The organism is Corynebacterium kefirresidentii, from assembly GCF_016599755.1.
Lineage (GTDB): Bacteria > Actinomycetota > Actinomycetes > Mycobacteriales > Mycobacteriaceae > Corynebacterium > Corynebacterium kefirresidentii.
Genome location: NZ_CP067012.1, coordinates 525,786 through 546,230 on the forward strand (window position 1 = coordinate 525,786; position 20,445 = coordinate 546,230).

Consider the following 20,445-nt stretch of genomic DNA (forward strand, 5'->3'; position numbering starts at 1 on the left):
ATAACTAGGACTGCGCGGTGCCGAGTCCGAAAAAGTCGCGGACCTTATCCACAGCGCGGAAGGAATCTGTATTGGGGCCTATGCGCGGGTCGGTTCTCATGCTAGAGGGAATCACGTGGCCAAGGCCCTCCATGGTCCATAGTTCGACGGGAAAATCGCCGGCGTATTCGGTGGCGGTGACATCCGGGGCGGGGTGGTAGTCGCGCGGTGGCTGGCAGCCATTGGCCAACGCAAAGTACTCCGCGGTGGCAGGAGCGGAGAGCACGCGGCCGCGGGTGCGCTCGGCGTCCAGCCCGGCCACACCGCCTTCATAAGGCGCATATGGGTCCGCGGTGCCGTGGAAAAACAGCAGCGGCGTGGGCCGGTAGCCATCCGGGTTGCTGGGCGCGTGGTTATCGCCCTCGCCCAAGGTGGAGGCGAAGATGCAGGCGCGGGTGAGGGTAAAGGGAGCGTCGAAAAGCAGGCGGAGCACCATCTGACCGCCATTGGAATAGCCGCAAGCAAAGGTGCGCGCGGTGCCGAACTCGCACTGCATAGCTTCAACGAGATACGTGGCGAAGGCGATGTCATCAACGTTCTCCGTGCGGGCGGTGACCGGTAGGATGCTGCGGCAATCATTGAAATGGCGATCCACGCCGTCGGGGTAGACGAGGATGGTGTTGGTGGCATCGGCAAGCTCGTCGAAGGTGCCATTGGTAAAGCGGCGCATCACGTTGCCGGATTGCAACGAGCCGTGGAAGAAGAGCAGCAGGTCCGGGTGCGGGCCGGGATTATCCGGCGTGATGATGAGGAAGCGGCGGGTGCGGCCATCCACATCCGCGGTGCGGCGGTGTACGTGCATAGCCGCCCAGTTTAGTCGGCGTGGTGCTCCTCGGCCGTGGTGTGGCAGTCGGCGTGGAAGCGTTTAGCGGCGACCTCGTCGCGCACTGCGCTTTTATTGCGCCGCCAGCCGATGAGCCGGCACACCAGATAGATGACAAAGGAAATGGTGGTGACGAAGACCGAGACCGGAAGACCAGGCGCGAGCGATAAGATGAAGCCGCCTACGGCCGACACCTCGGCGAAAATGGTGGCCCACATGACCGCGCGCAGGGGTGAGGAAGTAATCTGCACGGCCGCTGCGCCGGGGGTGATAAGCAGCGCCATGACGAGCAGTGAACCAACGATTTGTACCGACTGCGCGGCCGCTAGGCCCACGAGTACGGCGAAGGCGACCGAGATGAAGCGGGTCGGCACGCCGGCCGCCTGGGCCATAACTGGGTCGGCCGAAGCGAAGAGCATGGGGCGCCACAGGATGGCTACGGCGGCGAGGATAACCACGGTGGTTGCGGCCAAAAGCCATACCGAGGCCGAGGATACGCCGACGATCTGGCCGGTCAGCAGCGTCATCGCGGTATTCGCGTTGCCCGGATAGAGGTGCAGAAATAGCACCGACAGTCCTAGGCCAAAGCTCATGACCACGCCGATGGCGCTGTCTTGCTGGCCCTTAAAGCCCAGTACGGCGAGGATGATGGCGGCCACGATGGCCCCGGCGACCGCGCCAAAGCCTAAGTTGAGACCGAAAAGTAGTGCGGCGGAGGCACCCATGAGCGCGAGCTCGGAAGTCGCGTGGACGGAAAAGGACATCTGGCGCAGCACGATGAGCGAGGTCATCACGCCAGAAAGAATGCCCAGCAGCGCGGAGGCGATGAGCGAGGACTGTACAAAATCAACGCTCAGCAGGTACTGGGTGTCTTCTATGAAGCTAGACAACGATAAGCCTCCCATCGACGTTTAAGACGTTGACTTTGGAACCGTAGAGCTCGGAAAGGACATCGGAGCGCATGACCTCATCTACCGCGCCGAAGGTATGGCCGCCGGGAGCAAGGTAGAGCACCTTATCGGTCACTCCGAGTACCGGATTGATGCCATGGGTGACAAAGATGATGGAGGTGCCGCGCTCGCGGCGTAGCGCATCTAGCTTCTCCACGGTGTCTTGCTGGCGCGCCGGATCGAGCGAGAGCAGCGGCTCATCGGCAAGGATGAGCTCTGGGTCATTGGCCAGCGCTTGGGCCTGGCGGATAAGTTGCTGCTGGCCGCCGGATAGCTGTCCTACGCGGCGGTCGCGCAGGCCGGTGGCACCTACCTCGGCGAGGAGCTCGTCGACGCGGTGGCGGGGAGGGCGGCGGCGTCGGAAAGCGCCGTGCGCAAGGGAGAGCGATACTAAGTCGCGGGCGCGCAGGGGCAGGTCGGCCGGGAACATGCGCTGCTGCGGGATGAATCCGACGCGGCAGTCCACGTCGACGCTGCCGGCCGTGAGTTTGCGGGTGCCCAAGATAGTGCCGAGCAGGGTGGATTTGCCCACGCCATTGGGGCCCAAAACGGCGATAAACTCGCCGCGGTCAACGGCGAGGTTAAGGCTGGACCACAGCGGGGCAACCGCTGCGTCATGAAATTGGATGAGCACTAGAGCTTCCCCAGGGAGTCGGTGACCTCGTCATAGTAGGTCCAGAACTCCTTGCCATCCGGCGGGGTCTCGCCGATTTCGACGATATTGACATCCGCATCCTCCGCGGCGGACTTGATACGGCCGGCGGTATCGGTTTCGGTCTGCGGGTTAAAGATGAGAAGGTCCACCTTGTGGTCCTTGATGGCCTTGGTGAAGGCGGCAAGGTCGGCCGCGGTGGGCTCGCCCTCAGAAATGGTGGCCTTGCGGTAGCCCTCTGGGGTGACGTCCTTGCCGGAGGTGTACTTCATGATGTAGTCCGCAATCGGCTCGGTCTGGGCGTAGGAGAGATCGCCCGGTAGCTCCTTGAGCTTGTCGCGCAGCCGGTTGACGTGGGAGTCCACGCGCTCGGTGCTGGCGTGCGCATCGGTATTGAGCTCATTGATCTGGTCGGCGATATTACCTGCGACCTCGTCGAGCGCAGCTGGGTCGTACCAGATGTGCTCGTTGCCTTCGATATTGGTGACCTTCTTTGGGTCCTTCTTGGCGGTGGCCTTGGCGGCGTCGATGGTCATGACATTGGGGTCATCGGCCAGCTTGCCGTGGTCGGTCAGCGGCAGGGCGGAGATGATGTTGTCTTGCTCGGAGACGGCCTGGTAAATCCAAGAATCGTAGCCGCCGCCGTTGACTACGAGCAGGTCCGCGTCTTCGGCCTTGGCGATATCGGCCGCGGAAGGCTCGAAGTGGTGGGGATCGACGCCATTGCCCTCCACGATGGGTTTGACCTCAATGTCCACGCCGGAGGCGGTATCGGCCACGGCTTGGGCAACATCGGCCCAGATAGAAGTGGAAGCGACGATAGAGATTTTCTTCTGAGCGCCGGGCTCGGCGGCCGAGTCTTGAGAGTCAGAGGAGGAGCAAGCGGTGGCGGTGAGGAGGAGGCCGCCGGCCGCGAGGAGGGCGGCGGTTGCGCGAAGTGAGTTATGCATAGCTCCCAGTGTGCTGTTGATGGTAATTGTTGTCAATTGAATATGTATTGAAAACGCGGCCGGGGGTAAGCTTACGGCCATGGTGAAACGCAGCCCCACCCGCAAGACGCTGGCCTCGCTGGCCGCCGAACTGGGTGTTTCGCGCACGACGGTGTCCAATGCCTATAGCCGGCCGGACCAGCTCTCGGCCGCGACGCGCGAGCGCATTCTGGCAGCGGCGAAAGCGCGAGGGTACCCCGGGCCGGACCCCACGGCTCGCAGCCTGCGCACCCGCCGTGCGGGCGCGGTGGGCGTGCTGCTGACTGAGCACCTGTCCTATGCCTTCGAAGACATGGCCTCGGTGGATTTCTTGGCCGGCATGGCGGAGGCCTCGGCCGGCGCGCAAAGCATGCTTACCCTCATCCCGGCCGGCCCGGAGGGGGAAGCGGAAGCGACCAGCCTGGTCGGCTCGGCTGCCGTGGATGGCTTTGTGGTTTATTCCGTGGCGGCTGGGGATGCCTACCTGGAGGCGGCGCGCGGGCGCGGCCTGCCGGTGGTGGTCTGCGATCAACCGACGGATTCGGGCCTGCCTTTTGTAGGGATCGATGACCGAGCCGCGATTGCTCCGGCCGCCCGCGCGCTGGTGGAGGCCGGCCACCGCAAGATTGGCGTGCTGGCCATTCGCCTCAAACGCGAGCGCCACGATGGCCCCATTTCCTGGGAGGAGTTGCAAGAGGCCGATATGCACGTGCAGCACGCCCGCGTCATGGGCGCTATGGACGTCTTTGCGCAGGCGGGGATCGCGCCGGAAACCGTGCCCGTGGTCACCCAGCACATCAATGATGCGCAAACCACGCGGGCGGCCGCGCAGTTGCTTCTCGACGCCCACCCTGACCTCACCGCAGTCCTGTGCACCACCGACTCCATGGCGCTGGGCGTGATGACCTATGCGCGCGAACGGGGCATCGATATTCCCAGTGAGCTTTCCGTCACCGGCTTCGACGGCATCGATGCGGCGCAGCGCCTTGGCTTGACGACCATCATCCAGCCCAATAAGGCCAAAGGCGCCGCCGCCGGCCACATGCTCTCTAACCTCATCGCCGCCGCGGATAATGCGGCGGCGGCCGTGCCGGCGGTGTCGCGGCGGGTACTGCGGACGAATTTCGCGGCGGGGCGGACCGTGGCACCACCGCGTTAAGTCGGGGCAGGCCGGGGTTTACCGGCTAGGCGTCGTCGCCGCGGGAGTGACCTATATGGGCCGCGCGGGCGGTGGCAAGCTCAGTGAGGAAGTGGGCGACGGCGTCGACGTCGGCAAGCTGCACTACGGCCGCCGTATCGCCCTCGCCTACCTTGACACCGACGTCCGGCGGCTGATGGAGGGCGCGGAAACCGTCCTCGTCGGTGACATCATCGCCCAAAAAGACCATGGCAGTGGCGCCGGTACGCTCGCGTAGCTCGTCTAACCACGTGCCCTTGGTGGCCTGAGTGGCAGAAAACTCCACGACGGACTTACCGGCCGTGCGTGGGAAGCCGCCCGGATCGAGTGCGAGACCGGCTTCATAAGCCTGGGCGGCCGCCTCAGGATCGGATTCCTCGAGCGCCCGCAGGTGCAGTACGCGCTGGAACGGCTTGACCTCGATATCCGCGCCTGGGAAGCGCTCCATAATTGCGCGGATCTCGGTTTCCTTGGCGGTCAGATGCTCGCGCATCGCGGGAGTTAGATCCGTTTCTTCCCAAGAGGATTCGGCACCGTGGGAGCCGCCAAAAAGCACGGGCTCGCGCAGTGGACACACGCGCTGCAGGCCTGCGAGGTGGCGGCCGGACAGCACGGCCGCGGTGGTATGCGGCAGATGAGCAAGTTTATCCAAGGCGCGCAGGGAGTCTTGGTTCATCTCGACGTCATAGATGGCCGTGGCAAAGGGGGAGAGCGTGCCGTCAAAATCCGAGACCACCGCGAGGTGCTCGGCGGCGGCAAGGGCCTTGATGGTGGTGGAAAGCGTCATGGCTTCCAGCCTACGTATTTAATTGCCGAGGGAAACCAATTTGATAGACGGCGAGTCTACCTCGTCTGTAACCAGCTCTAAGACCAGCTGGTTATTGCTATTGACGGTGTAGTGGAAATCGCGGCCAGCGGATATCAAGTTGCGCAGCAGGTTATCGGCCCACACGGACGCGCCATGGCAATCCTGGGCGGTCTCGTCATAATCCACCTCATCAAAGTGCAGGCGGTTGCCATCCTGGATATTTTGGCGCTCCTCATCGGCGGAATAGGTCACCTTTCCCACCATTTGGGTGCAGCCGGTGGTGCCTACCAGCGTAGATTCACCAAAGCTCAACGTGGGTGCCTGCGGGATGGATTCCGGGATGGTAGAGGCAGCATCCGGGGTGGTGTTGATGGAGACTACCTGCCACTGTTTATCCAGGATCTGCTCATCACCAGGGGCCTGGGGCTCTTCTTCGCCGGAGCCGCAGGCAACTAGCAGCGTGGCGGCGCACGCAGCGGCGAGCGGAGTAATGAGGCGGGCACAGCGAGGAATCATGCGCCAGCCTCCTCGGCGTCGGCATGGCGCAGGCAGCTCAGGAAGGACTGGGACCATAGCTGTACGTCGTGCTCAGTGACCTGCTGGTGCATGGCGAGCATGCGCTGGGACATGGCAGAGGGGGCATCGTCAAGCGCGGTGAGCGCATTGAGCAAGGCGGCCTTGACGGACTCGATATCGAAGGGGTTGCACAGGTAGGCCTGGCTGAGCTCATCGGCAGCCCCGGCAAACTCAGAGAGCACTAGCGCGCCCGAACCATCGTCGTGGCAGGCCACGTATTCCTTGGCCACCAGATTCATGCCATCCTTGAAGGGGGTGACCAGCATGACATCGGCCATCCGGTAATAGCTGCGCAGCAAGCTTTTGGCTACGCCCCGGTGCTGATAGTGCACCACTGGGTGGCCCACGCGCGCAAAGCGCCCGTTGATGCGGCCGACGGCCTCTTCCACCTTGGAGCGGGTGGCCTTGTAATGATCAAGTCGCTCGCGCGACGGCGTGGCCAGCTGCACCATTGCTACTTCTTCCGGGTCGAGTGCTCCGGACTCCAGCAGCTCCTCAAAAGCAGTCAGCCGCTGCAGGATGCCCTTGGTGTAATCGAGGCGATCCACGCCCAGGATGATGCGCTGGGGCGAGCCCAGCTCTTCGCGCAGCTTGGCGACGTCCCCCTTATCCTCCGCAGTGAACGCGGCAAAATCCTTCGCGGCGATAGAAATAGGGAAAGCACCCACGCCGATGGTGCGGCCCTGCGGCAGGTGAATATGCGCGGTGACCTCGCGGGTGCTGGCCTCGCCTTCTACGTCGAGGCCGTGGCGGCGGGCGAGTTCCAGGAAGTTGCGGGCATTGGCCTCCAAGTGGAAGCCAATGAGATCCGCGCCGAGCAGCCCGCGCACGAGTTCCTCTCGCCAGGGCAGCTGACGGAAGAGATCGGCAGAAGGGAAGGGGATGTGCAAGAAGAACCCGATGGTGAGATCGGGGCGCTTTTGGCGCAGGATGCCGGGCAAAAGTTGTAGCTGGTAGTCCTGGACCCACACGGTGGCACCCTCGGCGGCGACCTCGGCTACCTCATCTGCAAAGCGCAGGTTGACCTCGCGATAGGCGTGCCACCAATCGCGGTCGTAGGTAGGGGTGACGATGAGATCGTGGTAGAGCGGCCACAGGGTGGCATTGGAAAAGCCCTCATAAAAGCCCTCGAAATCGGACTCGGTGAGCTTGACCGGATGCAGCAGCACGCCGGCATCGGTGCGGAAGGGCTCAGGTGCGGTGTCAGTCACGCCGGGCCACCCCACCCAGCAGCCCTGATGGGACTCAAGGACCGGGGACAAGGCGGTGACCAGCCCGCCTGGCGAGGGTTTCCACGTATGGCTGCCATCGGGCCGGGTTTCTAGATCAACCGGCAGACGGTTGGCCACCACCACGAAGTCATTGCCATGCTCACTCATGGTGCAAGAATAACTTAAGACTTCTTAGCAGACTTCTTTGTTGCCTTCTTAGAGGCCTTCTTCGTCGCTTTCTTCGTGGCCTTCTTGGTCGACTTCTTTGTCGATTTCTTGGTGGACTTTTTGGTCGACTTCTTCGTGGACTTCTTGCTGGATTTCTTGGTCGACTTCTTCGGGGCGGCATCGGCCTGCTCCGCCAGAACCTTCTTGTGTACCAAGCCCTTGGGCTCCACGCCCAGCATGGACATCAGGGTCACGCCGTCGAGGAAGTCCTGGGCGTAGGTGGCCACGATGCGGCGGGCTGCGCGGGAGGTCTCCTCCTCAAGGGCGTGATTCTGGTCAGCCTGTGGGTGGGTGTCTTGGACCTTGGGTGGCACGACGTGTCCTCCTGAACGTTGTGGAAACTACTTAAGCGCTTGCAAGAAAAGCTATCAGAGCAAATATTGTACGCTACCGGCGGCGTTTAGGGCCGCTCGGGTCCGGATTCGGTGCCCGGCTGCTCCGGTTTTTGGGCACGAAACGTTTCGGTGCCCGGCACGGTATAGGTGGTCTTCTCGTGCTGCTGCGGCTGCGCCGGCCACTGAGAATCCTCCGGCCACAGGTCCGCGGCGGAGCGGGTATGCGGCCCGTGGTTTTGGGCCTCGTGGCGCGGGTGCTGCTGCGGCGGCTTCGGCCCGAGCTTGGGTGGTAACTCCGGGCGATTGACGCGCGGGGCAAACGGGGACATGGGCACGCGCGGGATTCGCGGGGCCTTGCGGGCCAAGTGCGTGGCCTTATGGAAGGAGAAGCGGCCGATGCGCTTGAACGTGGAGTAGGGGCGGAAGTACTGCGGGCGACGCAGGCGACGGGCCACGCGCTCGCCTAACACCACTCCGGCGGCCAGGGCGCCGGAAATGGCTAGCGCCATTGCCATGTTGGTAAAGCCGGTAATCATCTGCTCATTGAGCGAGGCGTACATGCCGCGGTAGAGCATGAGGCCGGGGAGCATCGGCGTATAGCCCACGATCATGGTGATAAGCGGCGGGATGCCCCAACGGCGCGACATCAAGCCGCCGGCCAGGCCGACGACCACAGCGGACAGGCCCGAGGCAATCACCGGGCCGATGCCAAACGGCACCACCACGAAGTAATAGAAGATCATGCCGGCCGCGGCGGTAAGCCCCGACATGGTGATCTCGATCCAGGCAGCCCCGCAGGCTAGCGCAAAGGCGGCGGAGCCGGTGCCACCGAGCACCACCAGCAGCGGAATCTCGTGGTAGACCGGCGGGGCCAGCGTGGCCAGCGGCGGCAGGTTAAAGCCCAGCGAATCAGCCAGCTGGATGCCCACGCCCACGCCAGCGATGATGGCGCCGGTAGATAGCAGCGCCTCAAAGAAGCGGGCGGAGGAGGTTACGGGGGCGCGCGTGATGCCGTCGACCAGCGATTGCACCAAGGTTAGACCCGCTACCAGCACGATGATGCCGGAGGCGATGATCTGTGCCGGCGAGAAATTAATGCCGAACGAGGCCGCCACGTTGTACAAAATGGCGGCAGGGAAGACAGCGAAGAAGCCACCGACCACATTCTGATAGAAGGGCGGCAAGCGATAGTTGGCCAACCAAGCGTTCAGACCCATGATGAAGGCGGAAACCACAAAGGCCACCACGCCGACGAGCAGATCGCCGCCGAGCATCATGGAAATCAGGCCACCCATCGCGCCCCAGCCGAGCATGACCGTGGCCGGCTTATAAGGGGCGGGCATGCGGTCAATCTCGTCGAGGCGCTGCTCCGCCATGGCCGGTGGCATCTGGCCGGAGTGGATAGAGCGAATGAGCTTATCGACGGCCGAGAGCTTGGAAAAATCCACGCCAATGCTCGGCACCACACGGAAGACGTGCAGGTTTTGGCGCTGCTCGCCGGTGCCGATGGTGGTGTGGATGGTGATGGTATTCATCAAGATATCCACGTGGCAGTAGTGCAAGCCATAGGAAGATGCCGCCAGGTGTACCTGGGCGCGGGCATCCGAGTTAGCCGTACCGGCGCCGATGAGGATTTCACCAATGCGGGCGGCGATCTCCATGACGCCGGTGACCTGGGCGGCATCATGGAGATCGACCGGGGCGAGTGGCGATGGCGGCGGTGCGGCTTTAGCCGCGTCGATGATGGCTACTTGGCCCGAGGAAGCGCGCAGGCGCTCCCGCATAGCGGACAAAAATGACACGGAAATAACCCTCGAAAAAGCGCTGAGAAAGTGGGATAGATTCTGCCTGAACTTTAGCCCCTGTACCCTGTCAATGCATAGATGGGGGACCGGCTTTCCCTTTAGCGTTGGTGCTCGGGTACTATGCAACGAGCGGGATATCTCCCGCGGTGCTGGAGTGGCGCAATTGGTAGCGCAACGCACTTGTAATGCGTAGGTTGCGAGTTCAAGTCTCGTCTCCAGCTCAAAAGGAGGCTGGGTCCAGCGTGGGCCTAGCCTTCGTGGTGTTTTGTGGGGGCATCAATAAGCCCAAAAAGCCGGTCAACCATGCGTTGGCGGTTAGCGGGGGAGAGCTTGCGCTGGTTGAGGTGATCGTGCACCCACAGCCCCGTACTAAGCAACATGACGAGCAGGTCATCCTCGTCGGTCTCGGCGGCGGAGGGATCCACCATCCACCGTGCATCCACATCTGCCCATTGGGCAGAAAAATCTGGGTGAGTCTGGGAGTGCACACACATCAGCAGCTTGACGAGCGGATCCTTTTTGCCCATGGAGAGCACCAAGGCGCGGGAGCGCTCGGCCCAACTGAGTTCGCTGGCAGGGCGGCCGCCGGCGAGTTGCTCGAGCTCTTCTTCCCAGCGCTCAGCGCAAAAACGGTGACAATCTACCAGCAGGTTGTGGCGGGTAGGAAAGTGGTAGATGAGACCGGACTTGGACATGCCGGTCGCCTGCGCAAGGGAGTCATAGGTAAGGCCGGAGACGTCCTCGGCGGCGATGATGTCGAGCGCGGCTTCAAGGGCTGCGGTCTTTTTGTTGATTCGCGGCATGGGGATCTCCTGATTTGGGGTTATCGCGGAAGCACCAGGCGGTTATCGCGGCTAGGAGCAAGGCGAAGCAAGCTAGGCCGCCAATGGTGGAAAGATACCCGGCATTGTAGGCGCTGGCGGCGGTCGCGTGGGAAGCGGGGTGATGCAGCGCGTCGGTTCCTAGTTCTGCGAGGTGAGGTGGGAGTTCGCGGGCCATGAGTAAAGGCACGAGGGTTCCGGTCAGGGCAATGGAAATCAGGGTGCCAAATTCATAAGAGACCGCCTCTACGCCAGCGGCCATGCCGGTGCGGTGGAGGGGCGCGGCATTGATGATGGCGGTTGAGGATACGGACATGGCAAGGCCCGCGCCTAGGCCGGTGAGGACGAGGGCGACAACGAGTAGGGCAAGCGTCTCGCCTCGGGTTGCGAGCAGCAGGGTCATGCCGGTGGCCATAAGGAGGAATCCGCCGCTTATGAGCGGGAGGAATCCCAGGCGATGCAATGTGGCGCCGCCCAGGATGGAGGTAGGGATGGCAGATAGCGCCATGGCGGAGATGATAAGGCCGGCGTGGAGGGGTGAGAGGGCGTCGACAAGCTGCAGCTTTTGGGTGCTGAGTAGCTCTAGGCCGGACATACCGAACATGGCGCCGCCGGCCGCTAAGGCCCCGCCGCTGAAGACGCGGGAGCCAAAGATGTCGAAGGTCAGAAGGGGATCTGACAAGCGGGTCTGGCGGTGGGCAAAGGCGAGCGCTCCGCAGACGAAGACGGCAGCCGCAGCGACGCTCACCGGCCACGCGTGTGACAGGGATTTAATGGCCAGTACCAGGCTGGTAAGAGTGATAAGGGAATACAGGGACGAGGGAAAGTCCCAGTGTTTAAGGGGGTTTGGGACGTTTGGCGGAGCTAGGAGCAAGGTCAACGCGAGGGCAAGGGTCACGACGGGGACATTGAGCAGGAATACCGAGCCCCACCAGAAGTGCTCCAAAAAGAAGCCGCCCACGGTGGGGCCGGCCGCCGCGCCGATGACGGCGACAGAACCCCAGATGCCAATGGCCGTGTTGCGCTCCACCTCATCGGGAAAGGTAAGGCGGATAAGTGCAAGGCTCGATGGCATCATGATGGCGGCGCCGCAGCCTAGGAAAGCCCGGCTTAGGACCAGCGCCCAGGCGCTGGGGGAATAGGCGGCGAGTAGGGAGGCGCCGCCAAAAATGGCCAGACCGATGAGGAACATCCGCCGGTGACCGGTGCGATCACCTAGCGTGCCGGTGCCGAGAAGGAGACCGGAGAGTACCAACGCGTAGGCGTTGATAATCCATAGTTGCTGGGTATCGGTGGTATGCAATTGCTGCGATAGCTGCGGCAATGCGGTGTAGAGGATGGAATTATCCAGCCCAACCATGAGTAACCCCAGAGAGATGACGGCGCAGAAAGACCACCGCTGCGTGGCCGTGGAGGCCGGGGTGGAAACGCTTCCTGCGCGGGGTGGGTGGATACTCATAGCAGAGTAAACAGTACCGAACGGTCGTTATAGTTTACAGCCAAAGATAGGTTAGTATTACCTTCCTCACAGCTGGACGCAGTGTGTGAGTGTATAGGAGAATAGTGGACTTTCCTGCGGTGTAAGTAGCACAGTGGTATTAGCACCAATTAAGAGTTAAGGATGATAATTAATGGCACGTAACTATGCAGAACAGCTAGTTGACACCCTAGAAAAGCAGGGTGTCGAGCGCATTTATGGCCTGGTCGGTGACTCTCTGAATCCGATTGTGGATGCAGTTCGTCGCTCCTCCATCGAGTGGATTCACGTCCGCAATGAGGAGGCTGCAGCCTTCGCCGCTGAGGCAGATTCCCTGACCACCGGCAAGCTGGCAGTATGTGCTGCATCCTGCGGTCCGGGCAACACTCACCTCATCCAGGGCCTGTATGACGCCCACCGCAACGGCGCCAAGGTTCTGGCACTGGCTTCCCATATTCCATCCCGCCAGATCGGCTCCAAGTTCTTCCAGGAGACCCACCCAGAGGCAATCTTCCAGGAGTGCTCTGGTTATTGCGAGATGGTCAATTCCGCTGAGCAGGGCGGTGTTGTCCTGCACCATGCCATCCAGTCCACTATGGCAGGCAACGGCGTTTCCGTCCTGGTCATCCCGGGCGACGTCTCCATGCAGGACGCCGACGATGACTCCTTTGTGGAGTCCAAGATCTCTACTGGTCGCCCAGTCGTCTTCCCGGACCCAGCCGAGGCTGCGGCCCTGACCCAGGCCATCAACGAGGCTAAGACTGTCACCCTCTTCGTTGGCGCTGGCGCCAAGGATGCCCGCGAACAGGTGCTGAAGCTGGCGGAGAAGATTAAGGCTCCTATCGGCCACGCCCTGGGTGGCAAGATGTACATCCAGTACGAGAACCCATTCGATGTGGGCATGAACGGCCTGCTGGGCTACGGTGCGGCACACGAGGCCACCCACGAGGCTGACCTGCTCATCCTGTTGGGTACCGACTTCCCGTATAACGACTTCCTGCCGGATGCCAACGTGGCACAGGTGGACATCAACGGCTCCCACATCGGCCGCCGCACCAAGATTTCTTATCCGGTTACCGGCGACGTAGCCGCTACCATCGAGAACATCCTGCCGCACGTGGATGAGAAGAAGGACCGCTCCTTCTTGGACAAGATGCTCAAGAAGCACTACGGCAAGCTGGAGCACGTCGTGGAGGCCTACACCTCCAACGTGGAAAAGCACACCCCGATCCACCCAGAGTACGTTGCAGACCTCATCGATAGGAACGCGGATGAAGACGCCATCTTCACCGTCGATACCGGCATGTGCAACGTGTGGGGCGCTCGCTACATCACTGCCAACGGCAAGCGCGAGCAGATTGGCTCCTTCCGCCACGGCACCATGGCCAACGCCCTGCCACAGGCGCTGGGTGCACAGGCCGCTAACCCTGGCCGCCAGGTCATCACCTTCTCTGGTGACGGCGGACTATCCATGCTGATGGGTGAGCTGCTGACCGTAAAGCTCCACAACCTGCCTATCAAGATGTTCGTGTTCAATAACTCTTCCCTGGGCATGGTCAAGCTGGAGATGCTGGTGCAGGGTCTACCGGAGCACGAGACCGACCACGAGTCTGTCAACTTTGCCAAGATTGCAGAGGCTTCCGGTATCAAGCACTTCCGCATCGAGGATCCGAAGGAAGCTCCGGAGCAGATCAAGAAGGCGTTGGCCTACAACGGCCCGGCTCTTATCGACGTCGTTACTGACCCCAACGCCCTGTCCCTGCCACCAACGCTGACCATCGAGCAGCTCATGGGCTTCTCCAAGGCCGCAACCCGCACCGTTCTGGACGGTGGTGTGGGCCAGATGATCACCATGGCAAAGTCCAACCTGCGCAACATCCCACGCCCGCAGGACTTCTAAATAGCGCGCCGCGTTAGTTACCACGCTCTTCCTCACTAGGGGAGGGGCGTGGTTTTCTTTTGCGGCGACCAGGGCGAGCATCTATGTTCACAGGATTCAGCCAGAAACTCTTCAGTAGGCTGGGAAGCAAGCGTGTCATGATTGCGTGATAGAAATTCGCAACCTTTAAGGGAGTCTGAGGAGAACATGGAAGACAAAAAACTCGCCAAGGTTCTTGTCGTCGATGACGAGCCCAATATTGTGGAGCTGCTCACCGTATCGTTGAAGTTCCAGAACTTCGAGGTCTTCAGCGCCAATTCCGGCCACGAGGCGCTGCACGTAGCCCGTGAGGTAAACCCTGATGCCTACATCCTGGACGTGATGATGCCGGGCATGGACGGCTTCGAGCTGCTAGGAAAGCTGCGTCAGGAGGGGCTGGACGGCCCGGTGCTGTACCTCACGGCAAAGGATGGGGTGGACCAGCGCATCCACGGCCTGACCATCGGTGCGGATGATTATGTGACCAAGCCATTTAGCTTGGAAGAGGTCATCACCCGCCTGCGCGTCATCATGCGCCGCGGTGGTGCGGCGGAAGAATCCACCAACGACGCCACCATGAGCTACGCAGATTTGACGCTTAATGATGACACCCATGAGGTCACCAAGGCCGGTGAGCTCATCGAGCTTTCCCCCACCGAGTTCAATCTGCTGCGCTACCTCATGCAGAACAAAGAAGTGGTGCTGTCTAAGTCCAAGATTTTGGATAACGTGTGGCACTACGATTTCGGCGGCGATGGCAACGTGGTCGAGTCCTATATCTCCTACCTGCGCCGCAAGATTGATACGGGCGATACCCAGTTGATCCACACCGTGCGCGGCGTGGGTTATGTACTGCGCACCCCGCGCTCCTAAAGTGCTGTGGTAATGGAAGATTCACAGGAGACCCAGGGCCAGGCGCCTGCGCCAGCGGCAGCGCGCCCGCAATCCATGTGGCATGAAGGCCTAGGGCAAGACGAGGGGGAGGACAAGTCCTCCAAGCGGCGGATGTTTTCCCAGATTCCGCAGGCAATGCCGCTGCGTACGTGGTTGGTCATCCTCCTTGTCGTAGTCTCTGGGCTGGGTATTACAGGCTCGTCCTTTGCGGTGAACTCCATTATGCGCAATGTGCTCTTTAATAACGTCGATGATGAGCTGCGCTCCGCATCGACTACGTGGGCACGCGATATCAGCAATGACTTCTTTATCGGTGATCACACTAAGCGCCCGCCTACCGAATACGTGGTGCTGAACTACCTGCCCAATGGCACCATCCGCTATTCGGGGCCGTCTTCGACCACACCGAATGCGGAGAATATCCCGCTTGGCGGCTATCCCACCACCGTTGGGTCCATCGAGAACAATACCAAGTGGCGCGCGCTGGCTTTTGCGGATTCTAATGGCGTCATCACGGTCATCGCTAAGGATATGACCCATGAAAAGGAAATCCTGCACGGCCTGGCGATGGTGCAGGTGACCATCGCCGCCATCGCCTTGGCCGCCATTGCGGCCGTGGGTTTCTGGTTTATCCGCAGGGCGTTGCGGCCGCTGCGGGTGGTGGAAAAGACGGCGTCGGAAATCGCGGCGGGCGACCTGGACAAGCGCGTTCCCAAGTGGCCGCTGCATACCGAGGTGGGCCAGCTGGCCGCCGCGCTCAATATTATGCTGGGGCAGCTACAGCGCTCCGTCGTGCGTGCGCAGGACAAAGAGGAACAGATGCGCCGCTTCGTAGGTGATGCCTCGCACGAGCTGCGCACGCCGCTTACTAGCCTGCGCGGCTATACCGAGCTTTATCGCTCCGGTGCCACCAAGGACGTGGACATGGTCTTTTCTAAGATCGATGATGAATCGAAGCGCATGTCCCTGCTGGTGGAGGATTTGCTGGCGCTTACCCGCGCCGAGGGTACACGCCTCGACCTGCGTCCGGTGGATCTATTGGAACTGGCCCTGTCCGTAGGCTCGTCCGCGCGTGCGGCCTTCCCCGGCCGCGAGATTTCGGTGGCCAATGATGCCAAGTCCATCCCCGTGGTCAATGGTGATGCCAGCCGCCTGCACCAGGTGCTGCTTAACCTAGTGACCAATGGCATCCGCCACGGCGGCGAGGGGGCCACGGTGACGCTGCGCCTGCGCCGTGAAGCCAATGACGTGCTGATCGATGTCATCGATGATGGCAAAGGCATGTCCAAAGAAGATGCGGCGCATATCTTCGAGCGCTTCTACCGCGCGGATACCTCGCGCACCCGCGATACCGGCGGTTCCGGCTTGGGCTTGGCCATCGTGCACTCCCTAGTGGAACAGCACGATGGCAGCATTAGCGTCGACTCCGAGCTCGGCCGCGGCACCACCTTTACGGTGCGCCTGCCCGCGCTTGCCGACGCCCCCTCTGAGTCCTAGTCCTCCTCCCGAAAGCCTTCCTCGTTGCAGCCCAGGTGCTGGCGGATGCGGGCGGCCGCCTCATCCATCGCGGCATCGTCGGTGTTATCGGCGTCGAAGGCCTTGGCAAAGTCATACTCTTCCATCTTCTCGGTAGGGAAGAGATGGATGTGGGTATGCGGGACGTCGAATCCGGCGATGATATAGCCAGTGCGCGGGGTATTGAACGCGGTCTTGATGGCACCGCCGATTTCCAGGGCGACCTCGTTGAGGTGGGCCCAGGTCTGCGGATCCAGGTCGGTCCACTTATCTACTTCCTCGATGGGCACGACCAGGGTGTGGCCGTAGCGCAGCGGCTCGATGGAGAGGAAAGCCACGCAGGTCTCATCGCGGTAGACAAAGCGAGCGGGTAGTTCACCGTTAATGATCTTGCTAAATACAGAAGCCATGTGTGCCAGGCTACCCGCTGGTTATGATGGTGGGCATGCGCATTCTCGTAATTGGTTCGGGCGGCCGTGAACACGCCCTTGTGAAGGGCCTGTCCGCCGACCCCCAGAGCACCGAAATCCACGCCGCGCCGGGCAGCGCGGCCATGTCCACTCTCGCCACGGTCCACCCGGAATACTCCCAGGTAGATGACGTGGATCGCATGGTAGAACTGGCCCGGGATATCGCCGCAGATCTCGTCGTCATCGGTCCCGAGGTGCCGCTCGTTGCTGGCGTGGCAGACGCCCTGCGCGCCGCCGGCATCGCGGTCTTCGGCCCCAGCAAGGAAGCAGCCCAGATCGAGGGATCCAAGGCCTTTGCCAAGGACGTCATGGAGGCGGCAGGCGTTAAGACCGCTCGCGCGGAACAGCTGCGCCCAGGTGCGGCCGAGGAAGACATTGAGGCCGCGCTCGACCGCTTCGGCCCACAGTTTGTGGTCAAAGACGATGGTCTTGCCGGCGGCAAAGGCGTGGTGGTCACCGCGGACCGCGCCGCTGCCCGCGCTCACGTAGATACCGTCCTTGCCGCCGGCAATCCGGTGTTGCTGGAGTCTTTCCTCGATGGACCTGAAATTTCGCTTTTCTGCCTGGTTGACGGCGAGACCGTCGTCCCGCTGCTGCCAGCTCAGGACCACAAGCGCGCCTATGACAACGACGAAGGCCCCAATACCGGCGGCATGGGGGCGTACACCCCGTTGCCGTGGCTGCCGGAGGAGGGCGTGCAGCGCATCGTGGACGAGGTTTGCGTCCCTGTGGCCAAGGAGATGGTATGCCGCGGCACCCCATATTCCGGCCTGCTTTATGCCGGCTTGGCGTGGGGCGAAGAAGGCCCGGCCGTAGTCGAGTTCAACTGCCGCTTCGGCGATCCCGAGACCCAGGCCGTGCTTTCCCTTCTCAAGTCCCCACTAGCAGAGGCCCTCCACGCCACCGCGACTGGCACCCTGGCCGAGCTCGCGCCGCTGGAATGGGAGGATGGCTTCGCCGTTATCGTAGTCATGGCGGCAGAAGGCTACCCGGCCTCCCCGCGCAAGGGCGATGCCATCTCCGGAGCTGCGCTGGATGATCCGCAACGCGTCCTGCACGCCGGCACCGTTCACACAGACGGGGCCTACCACACCGCGGGCGGTCGCGTGCTTAGCGTGCTGGGAAAGGGATCCACGCTGGCTGAAGCGCGAGCAGACGCCTACGCCACCGTCGACGGCATCGAGTTTGCGGGTGGTTTTGTCCGCCGGGACATCGGCAAGCGAGCAGAAGACGGTGAGATTTCTCTCTAACCCTTCACCCCGCGGTGGGGCAGGCATGGAATAATAGTCACGTGGCTGAAAAGAAGAAGATTTCCAACGTCCTGTCCTCCCGCTATGCCTCCGCAGAGCTGTCCAGCATCTGGAGCCCGGAGCATAAAATCATCCTGGAACGCAAGCTCTGGATTGCGGTTATGCGCGCCCAAAAGGATTTGGGCGTAGACATCCCCTCCAAAGCCATCGATGCCTACGAGGCCGTGGTGGAAGACGTGAACCTCGAGTCCATCGCGGAGCGCGAGCGCGTGACCCGCCACGATGTGAAGGCCCGCATCGAGGAGTTCAATGCGTTGGCCGGTTATGAGCATATCCACAAGGGCATGACCAGCCGTGATCTCACCGAGAACGTGGAACAGCTGCAAATCCACACCTCGCTGGAGATCATCCGCGATAAGGCCATTGCCGTGGTCTCCCGCATCGGCCGTCATGCCGCCGAGTACCAGTCTCTGGTTATGGCCGGCCGCTCCCATAACGTGGCCGCGCAGGCCACCACCCTGGGCAAGCGCTTTGCTACGGCCGGCGATGAGATGCTGCTGGCCATCGAGCGTGTCGAAGACCTTCTCGCGCGCTACCCGCTGCGCGGCATCAAGGGGCCGATGGGCACCTCCCAAGACATGCTGGATCTCATGGGCGGCTCCGAAGACAAACTTGCCTCCCTGGAGACCGCCATCGCGGATTACCTGGGCTTCCACCGCATCTTCAACTCCGTGGGCCAGGTCTACCCACGCTCCCTCGACTTCGACGCCATCTCCGCCCTAGTGGAGCTCGGCGCCGCCCCGTCCTCGTTGGCCACCACCATCCGCCTGATGGCCGGCAATGAGACCGTCACCGAAGGCTTCAAGGAAGGCCAGGTCGGCTCTTCTGCCATGCCGCACAAGATGAACGCCCGCTCCTGCGAGCGCGTCGGCGGCCTGCAGGTCATCCTCCGCGGCTACCTCACCATGGCCGCAGACCTGGCCGGCCAGCAGTGGAACGAAGGCGATGTCTTCTGCTCGGTCGTCCGCCGCGTCGCGCTTCCCGACGCCTTCTTTGCCCTCGACGGCCAATTCGAAACCTTCCTCACCGTCCTCGACGAGTTCGGTGCCTTCCCCGCCATGATTGACCGCGAATTGGAGCGCTACCTGCCCTTCCTGGCTACCACCCGCATCCTCATGGCGGCCGTGCGTGCCGGCGTGGGCCGCGAGACTGCCCACGAGGTCATCAAGGAAAACGCCGTAGCCGTTGCGCTTAATATGCGCGAAAACGGCGGCGAGCAGGACTTGGTCCAGCGCCTTGCTGCCGATGACCGCCTGCCCATGGACGAGTCCGACCTCGAGGCCGCCCTGGCCGATAAGCACGCCTTCATCGGCGCTGCCGAGTCCCAGGTCAACCAGGTGCTCAACCGCATTAACGCCTTGGTAGGCGAGCACCCCAAGGCCGCCGCCTATACCCCGGGCGAAATCCTCTAGCCCGCATTTTCCGGCTCCCTTCGCAATTCGATCAAATAGTCCCCGGATCCCGCGCGGATTTCGGGGCTTATTTGATCGAAACCTACTCGCCACCCCTGGGCGCTAGAATGAAAGCCATGCGTCTTGAGCTTTCTTCATATACCCATCTTGCCTCCGGCAAGGTCCGCGATATCTACGATGTGGACGAAAACACCCTGCTGATGGTGGTTTCGGACCGCATCTCCGCCTACGACCACGCCTTAGAGCCGGCCATCCCGGATAAAGGTCGCGTGCTGACCGCGACCTCGAAGTTCTTCTTCGATTCCATCGATTTTCCCAACCACCTGGCCGGCCCGCTCGATGATGAGCGCATCCCTGCCGAGTGCCTCGGCCGCGCGATGGTAGTCAAGAAATTGGACATGCTGCCCTTCGAGTGTGTGGCCCGCGGCTTTCTCACCGGCTCCGGTTTGAAGGAGTACAAGGCCAATGGCACCGTGTGTGGCATCGAGCTGCCAGATGGCCTCGTGGAGGCTTCCCGCCTGCCCGAGCCCATCTTCACCCCGGCCACCAAGGCGGAACAGGGCGAGCACGATGAGAACGTGTCCTTCGACTACGTGGTGGACAAGCTAGGCGCCGAGCGCGCCGAGGAGCTACGCGCGGCCACCTTGCGCATCTACTCCACGGCCGCCGCGCTTGCGGAGGACAAGGGCATCATCCTCGCCGATACCAAGTTCGAGTTCGGCCTCGACCAGGACGGTACGCTCGTGCTGGCCGATGAGGTCCTCACCCCAGATTCCTCCCGCTACTGGCCGGCTGATTCTTATGTCGAGGGCGAGGTTCAGCCATCCTTCGACAAGCAGTATGTGCGCAATTGGCTGACTTCCGACGCCTCCGGATGGGACCAAGCCGCCGACGGCACCCCACCTCAGCTGCCTGCCGACGTCGTTTCCGCCACCCGCCTGCGCTACATCGAGGCCTATCAGCGGCTGTCCGGCAAGCATTTCGCTGATTTCCTCTCGCCCGAGGACTAACTCCCCGCCGAAGCTCCCGCACCACGGGGTGCCACGCGTACAGTGG

At 62.1% G+C, this 20,445-nt stretch carries 19 protein-coding genes and 1 tRNA gene; 8 read left to right on the forward strand and 12 right to left on the reverse strand.

Features of this window, described 5'->3' with window-relative positions; translation table 11 throughout:
• Window positions 1–4: 4 nt before the first annotated feature.
• Genes I6I12_RS02665 through I6I12_RS02680 form a run of 4 tightly spaced genes read right to left on the reverse strand, consistent with a single transcriptional unit; the run spans window position 5 to window position 3,414 of the window.
• Window positions 5–841, reverse strand: coding sequence for a CE1 family esterase (locus I6I12_RS02665; RefSeq protein WP_200288648.1), 837 nt, complete (start codon window positions 839–841; stop codon window positions 5–7).
• An 11-nt stretch (window positions 842–852) separates the two neighbouring features.
• The gene (locus tag I6I12_RS02670; RefSeq protein ID WP_200288649.1) at window positions 853–1,767 is read right to left on the reverse strand and encodes a metal ABC transporter permease; all 915 of its coding nucleotides are present in this window, start codon (window positions 1,765–1,767) and stop codon (window positions 853–855) included.
• The gene (locus I6I12_RS02675; protein WP_023019898.1) at window positions 1,745–2,446 is read right to left on the reverse strand and encodes a metal ABC transporter ATP-binding protein; all 702 of its coding nucleotides are present in this window, start codon (window positions 2,444–2,446) and stop codon (window positions 1,745–1,747) included. Before I6I12_RS02675 ends, I6I12_RS02670 begins: the two co-directional genes overlap by 23 nt.
• Window positions 2,446–3,414 (reverse strand): metal ABC transporter solute-binding protein, Zn/Mn family, encoded by a 969-nt coding sequence (locus I6I12_RS02680; RefSeq protein WP_200288650.1) that lies wholly within the window; start codon window positions 3,412–3,414, stop codon window positions 2,446–2,448. Before I6I12_RS02680 ends, I6I12_RS02675 begins: the two co-directional genes overlap by 1 nt.
• Window positions 3,415–3,493: 79 nt before the next feature.
• Here I6I12_RS02680 and I6I12_RS02685 point away from each other — a divergent pair, with 79 nt between their 5' ends.
• Window positions 3,494–4,591 carry a LacI family DNA-binding transcriptional regulator gene (locus tag I6I12_RS02685; RefSeq protein ID WP_200288651.1) on the forward strand — a complete coding sequence of 366 codons (1,098 nt, stop codon included), beginning with the start codon at window positions 3,494–3,496 and terminating at the stop codon, window positions 4,589–4,591.
• Window positions 4,592–4,616: 25 nt separating this feature from the next.
• On the opposite strand, the gene otsB is transcribed toward I6I12_RS02685, so the two are convergent.
• The 5 genes from otsB to thrE all read right to left on the reverse strand — a co-directional run bounded on the left by otsB (window position 4,617) and on the right by thrE (window position 9,569).
• Window positions 4,617–5,396: a trehalose-phosphatase gene (gene otsB, locus I6I12_RS02690; RefSeq protein ID WP_200288652.1), complete on the reverse strand. Its 780-nt coding sequence runs from the start codon at window positions 5,394–5,396 to the stop codon at window positions 4,617–4,619.
• Between the two features lie 18 nt (window positions 5,397–5,414).
• The gene (locus tag I6I12_RS02695; protein WP_023019894.1) at window positions 5,415–5,933 is read right to left on the reverse strand and encodes an META domain-containing protein; all 519 of its coding nucleotides are present in this window, start codon (window positions 5,931–5,933) and stop codon (window positions 5,415–5,417) included.
• The gene (locus I6I12_RS02700; RefSeq protein ID WP_200288653.1) at window positions 5,930–7,372 is read right to left on the reverse strand and encodes an alpha,alpha-trehalose-phosphate synthase (UDP-forming); all 1,443 of its coding nucleotides are present in this window, start codon (window positions 7,370–7,372) and stop codon (window positions 5,930–5,932) included. Before I6I12_RS02700 ends, I6I12_RS02695 begins: the two co-directional genes overlap by 4 nt.
• A gap of 14 nt (window positions 7,373–7,386) precedes the next feature.
• On the reverse strand, window positions 7,387–7,746 hold the full coding sequence (locus I6I12_RS02705; protein WP_023019892.1) for a hypothetical protein: 360 nt from the start codon (window positions 7,744–7,746) through the stop codon (window positions 7,387–7,389).
• Window positions 7,747–7,832: 86 nt separating this feature from the next.
• The gene (thrE, locus tag I6I12_RS02710) at window positions 7,833–9,569 is read right to left on the reverse strand and encodes a threonine/serine exporter ThrE (RefSeq protein ID WP_200288654.1); all 1,737 of its coding nucleotides are present in this window, start codon (window positions 9,567–9,569) and stop codon (window positions 7,833–7,835) included.
• 151 nt (window positions 9,570–9,720) lie between these two features.
• Here thrE and I6I12_RS02715 point away from each other — a divergent pair.
• Window positions 9,721–9,793 (forward strand) — tRNA-Thr (locus I6I12_RS02715).
• Between the two features lie 27 nt (window positions 9,794–9,820).
• Here the strand turns inward: I6I12_RS02715 and I6I12_RS02720 are convergent.
• On the reverse strand, window positions 9,821–10,375 hold the full coding sequence (locus I6I12_RS02720; protein WP_023019890.1) for a TetR/AcrR family transcriptional regulator: 555 nt from the start codon (window positions 10,373–10,375) through the stop codon (window positions 9,821–9,823).
• Window positions 10,341–11,852 carry an MFS transporter gene (locus I6I12_RS02725; protein ID WP_200288655.1) on the reverse strand — a complete coding sequence of 504 codons (1,512 nt, stop codon included), beginning with the start codon at window positions 11,850–11,852 and terminating at the stop codon, window positions 10,341–10,343. Before I6I12_RS02725 ends, I6I12_RS02720 begins: the two co-directional genes overlap by 35 nt.
• A gap of 172 nt (window positions 11,853–12,024) precedes the next feature.
• Between I6I12_RS02725 and I6I12_RS02730 the strand changes: the two genes are divergently transcribed.
• From I6I12_RS02730 to I6I12_RS02740, 3 genes are all read left to right on the forward strand, one after another.
• Window positions 12,025–13,770: a pyruvate dehydrogenase gene (locus I6I12_RS02730; RefSeq protein ID WP_023019888.1), complete on the forward strand. Its 1,746-nt coding sequence runs from the start codon at window positions 12,025–12,027 to the stop codon at window positions 13,768–13,770.
• A 186-nt stretch (window positions 13,771–13,956) separates the two neighbouring features.
• A complete protein-coding gene (locus I6I12_RS02735) occupies window positions 13,957–14,661 on the forward strand; it encodes a response regulator transcription factor (protein WP_200288656.1) in 705 nt (234 codons plus the stop codon).
• A 12-nt stretch (window positions 14,662–14,673) separates the two neighbouring features.
• On the forward strand, window positions 14,674–16,179 hold the full coding sequence (locus I6I12_RS02740) for a sensor histidine kinase (protein WP_023019886.1): 1,506 nt from the start codon (window positions 14,674–14,676) through the stop codon (window positions 16,177–16,179).
• On the opposite strand, the gene I6I12_RS02745 is transcribed toward I6I12_RS02740, so the two are convergent.
• Window positions 16,176–16,607 carry an HIT family protein gene (locus I6I12_RS02745; RefSeq protein ID WP_023019885.1) on the reverse strand — a complete coding sequence of 144 codons (432 nt, stop codon included), beginning with the start codon at window positions 16,605–16,607 and terminating at the stop codon, window positions 16,176–16,178. The two genes, I6I12_RS02740 and I6I12_RS02745, sit on opposite strands and share 4 nt — an antisense overlap.
• Window positions 16,608–16,642: 35 nt before the next feature.
• On the opposite strand from I6I12_RS02745, the gene purD reads away from it, so the two are divergent.
• The 3 genes from purD (at window position 16,643) to I6I12_RS02760 (ending at window position 20,399) form a co-directional block, all read left to right on the forward strand.
• On the forward strand, window positions 16,643–17,917 hold the full coding sequence (purD, locus tag I6I12_RS02750) for a phosphoribosylamine--glycine ligase (protein ID WP_034655982.1): 1,275 nt from the start codon (window positions 16,643–16,645) through the stop codon (window positions 17,915–17,917).
• A gap of 41 nt (window positions 17,918–17,958) precedes the next feature.
• Complete coding sequence (gene purB, locus I6I12_RS02755; protein WP_200288657.1) at window positions 17,959–19,389, forward strand: adenylosuccinate lyase; 1,431 nt, start codon at window positions 17,959–17,961, stop codon at window positions 19,387–19,389.
• 116 nt (window positions 19,390–19,505) lie between these two features.
• Window positions 19,506–20,399 (forward strand): phosphoribosylaminoimidazolesuccinocarboxamide synthase, encoded by an 894-nt coding sequence (locus I6I12_RS02760; RefSeq protein ID WP_200288658.1) that lies wholly within the window; start codon window positions 19,506–19,508, stop codon window positions 20,397–20,399.
• Window positions 20,400–20,445: the final 46 nt, after the last annotated feature.

What these genes read in the sequence shown, in the direction of transcription:
- I6I12_RS02665 (WP_200288648.1), bottom strand. Translation starts at nt 841, where the DNA reads ATGCACGTACACCGCCGCACCGCGGATGTGGATGGCCGCACCCGCCGC.
- I6I12_RS02670 (WP_200288649.1), bottom strand. Translation starts at nt 1,767, where the DNA reads ATGGGAGGCTTATCGTTGTCTAGCTTCATAGAAGACACCCAGTACCTG.
- I6I12_RS02680 (WP_200288650.1), bottom strand. Translation starts at nt 3,414, where the DNA reads ATGCATAACTCACTTCGCGCAACCGCCGCCCTCCTCGCGGCCGGCGGC.
- I6I12_RS02685 (WP_200288651.1), top strand. Translation starts at nt 3,494, where the DNA reads ATGGTGAAACGCAGCCCCACCCGCAAGACGCTGGCCTCGCTGGCCGCC.
- otsB (WP_200288652.1), bottom strand. Translation starts at nt 5,396, where the DNA reads ATGACGCTTTCCACCACCATCAAGGCCCTTGCCGCCGCCGAGCACCTC.
- I6I12_RS02695 (WP_023019894.1), bottom strand. Translation starts at nt 5,933, where the DNA reads ATGATTCCTCGCTGTGCCCGCCTCATTACTCCGCTCGCCGCTGCGTGC.
- I6I12_RS02700 (WP_200288653.1), bottom strand. Translation starts at nt 7,372, where the DNA reads ATGAGTGAGCATGGCAATGACTTCGTGGTGGTGGCCAACCGTCTGCCG.
- I6I12_RS02720 (WP_023019890.1), bottom strand. Translation starts at nt 10,375, where the DNA reads ATGCCGCGAATCAACAAAAAGACCGCAGCCCTTGAAGCCGCGCTCGAC.
- I6I12_RS02725 (WP_200288655.1), bottom strand. Translation starts at nt 11,852, where the DNA reads ATGAGTATCCACCCACCCCGCGCAGGAAGCGTTTCCACCCCGGCCTCC.
- I6I12_RS02730 (WP_023019888.1), top strand. Translation starts at nt 12,025, where the DNA reads ATGGCACGTAACTATGCAGAACAGCTAGTTGACACCCTAGAAAAGCAG.
- I6I12_RS02735 (WP_200288656.1), top strand. Translation starts at nt 13,957, where the DNA reads ATGGAAGACAAAAAACTCGCCAAGGTTCTTGTCGTCGATGACGAGCCC.
- I6I12_RS02740 (WP_023019886.1), top strand. Translation starts at nt 14,674, where the DNA reads ATGGAAGATTCACAGGAGACCCAGGGCCAGGCGCCTGCGCCAGCGGCA.
- I6I12_RS02745 (WP_023019885.1), bottom strand. Translation starts at nt 16,607, where the DNA reads ATGGCTTCTGTATTTAGCAAGATCATTAACGGTGAACTACCCGCTCGC.
- purD (WP_034655982.1), top strand. Translation starts at nt 16,643, where the DNA reads ATGCGCATTCTCGTAATTGGTTCGGGCGGCCGTGAACACGCCCTTGTG.
- I6I12_RS02760 (WP_200288658.1), top strand. Translation starts at nt 19,506, where the DNA reads ATGCGTCTTGAGCTTTCTTCATATACCCATCTTGCCTCCGGCAAGGTC.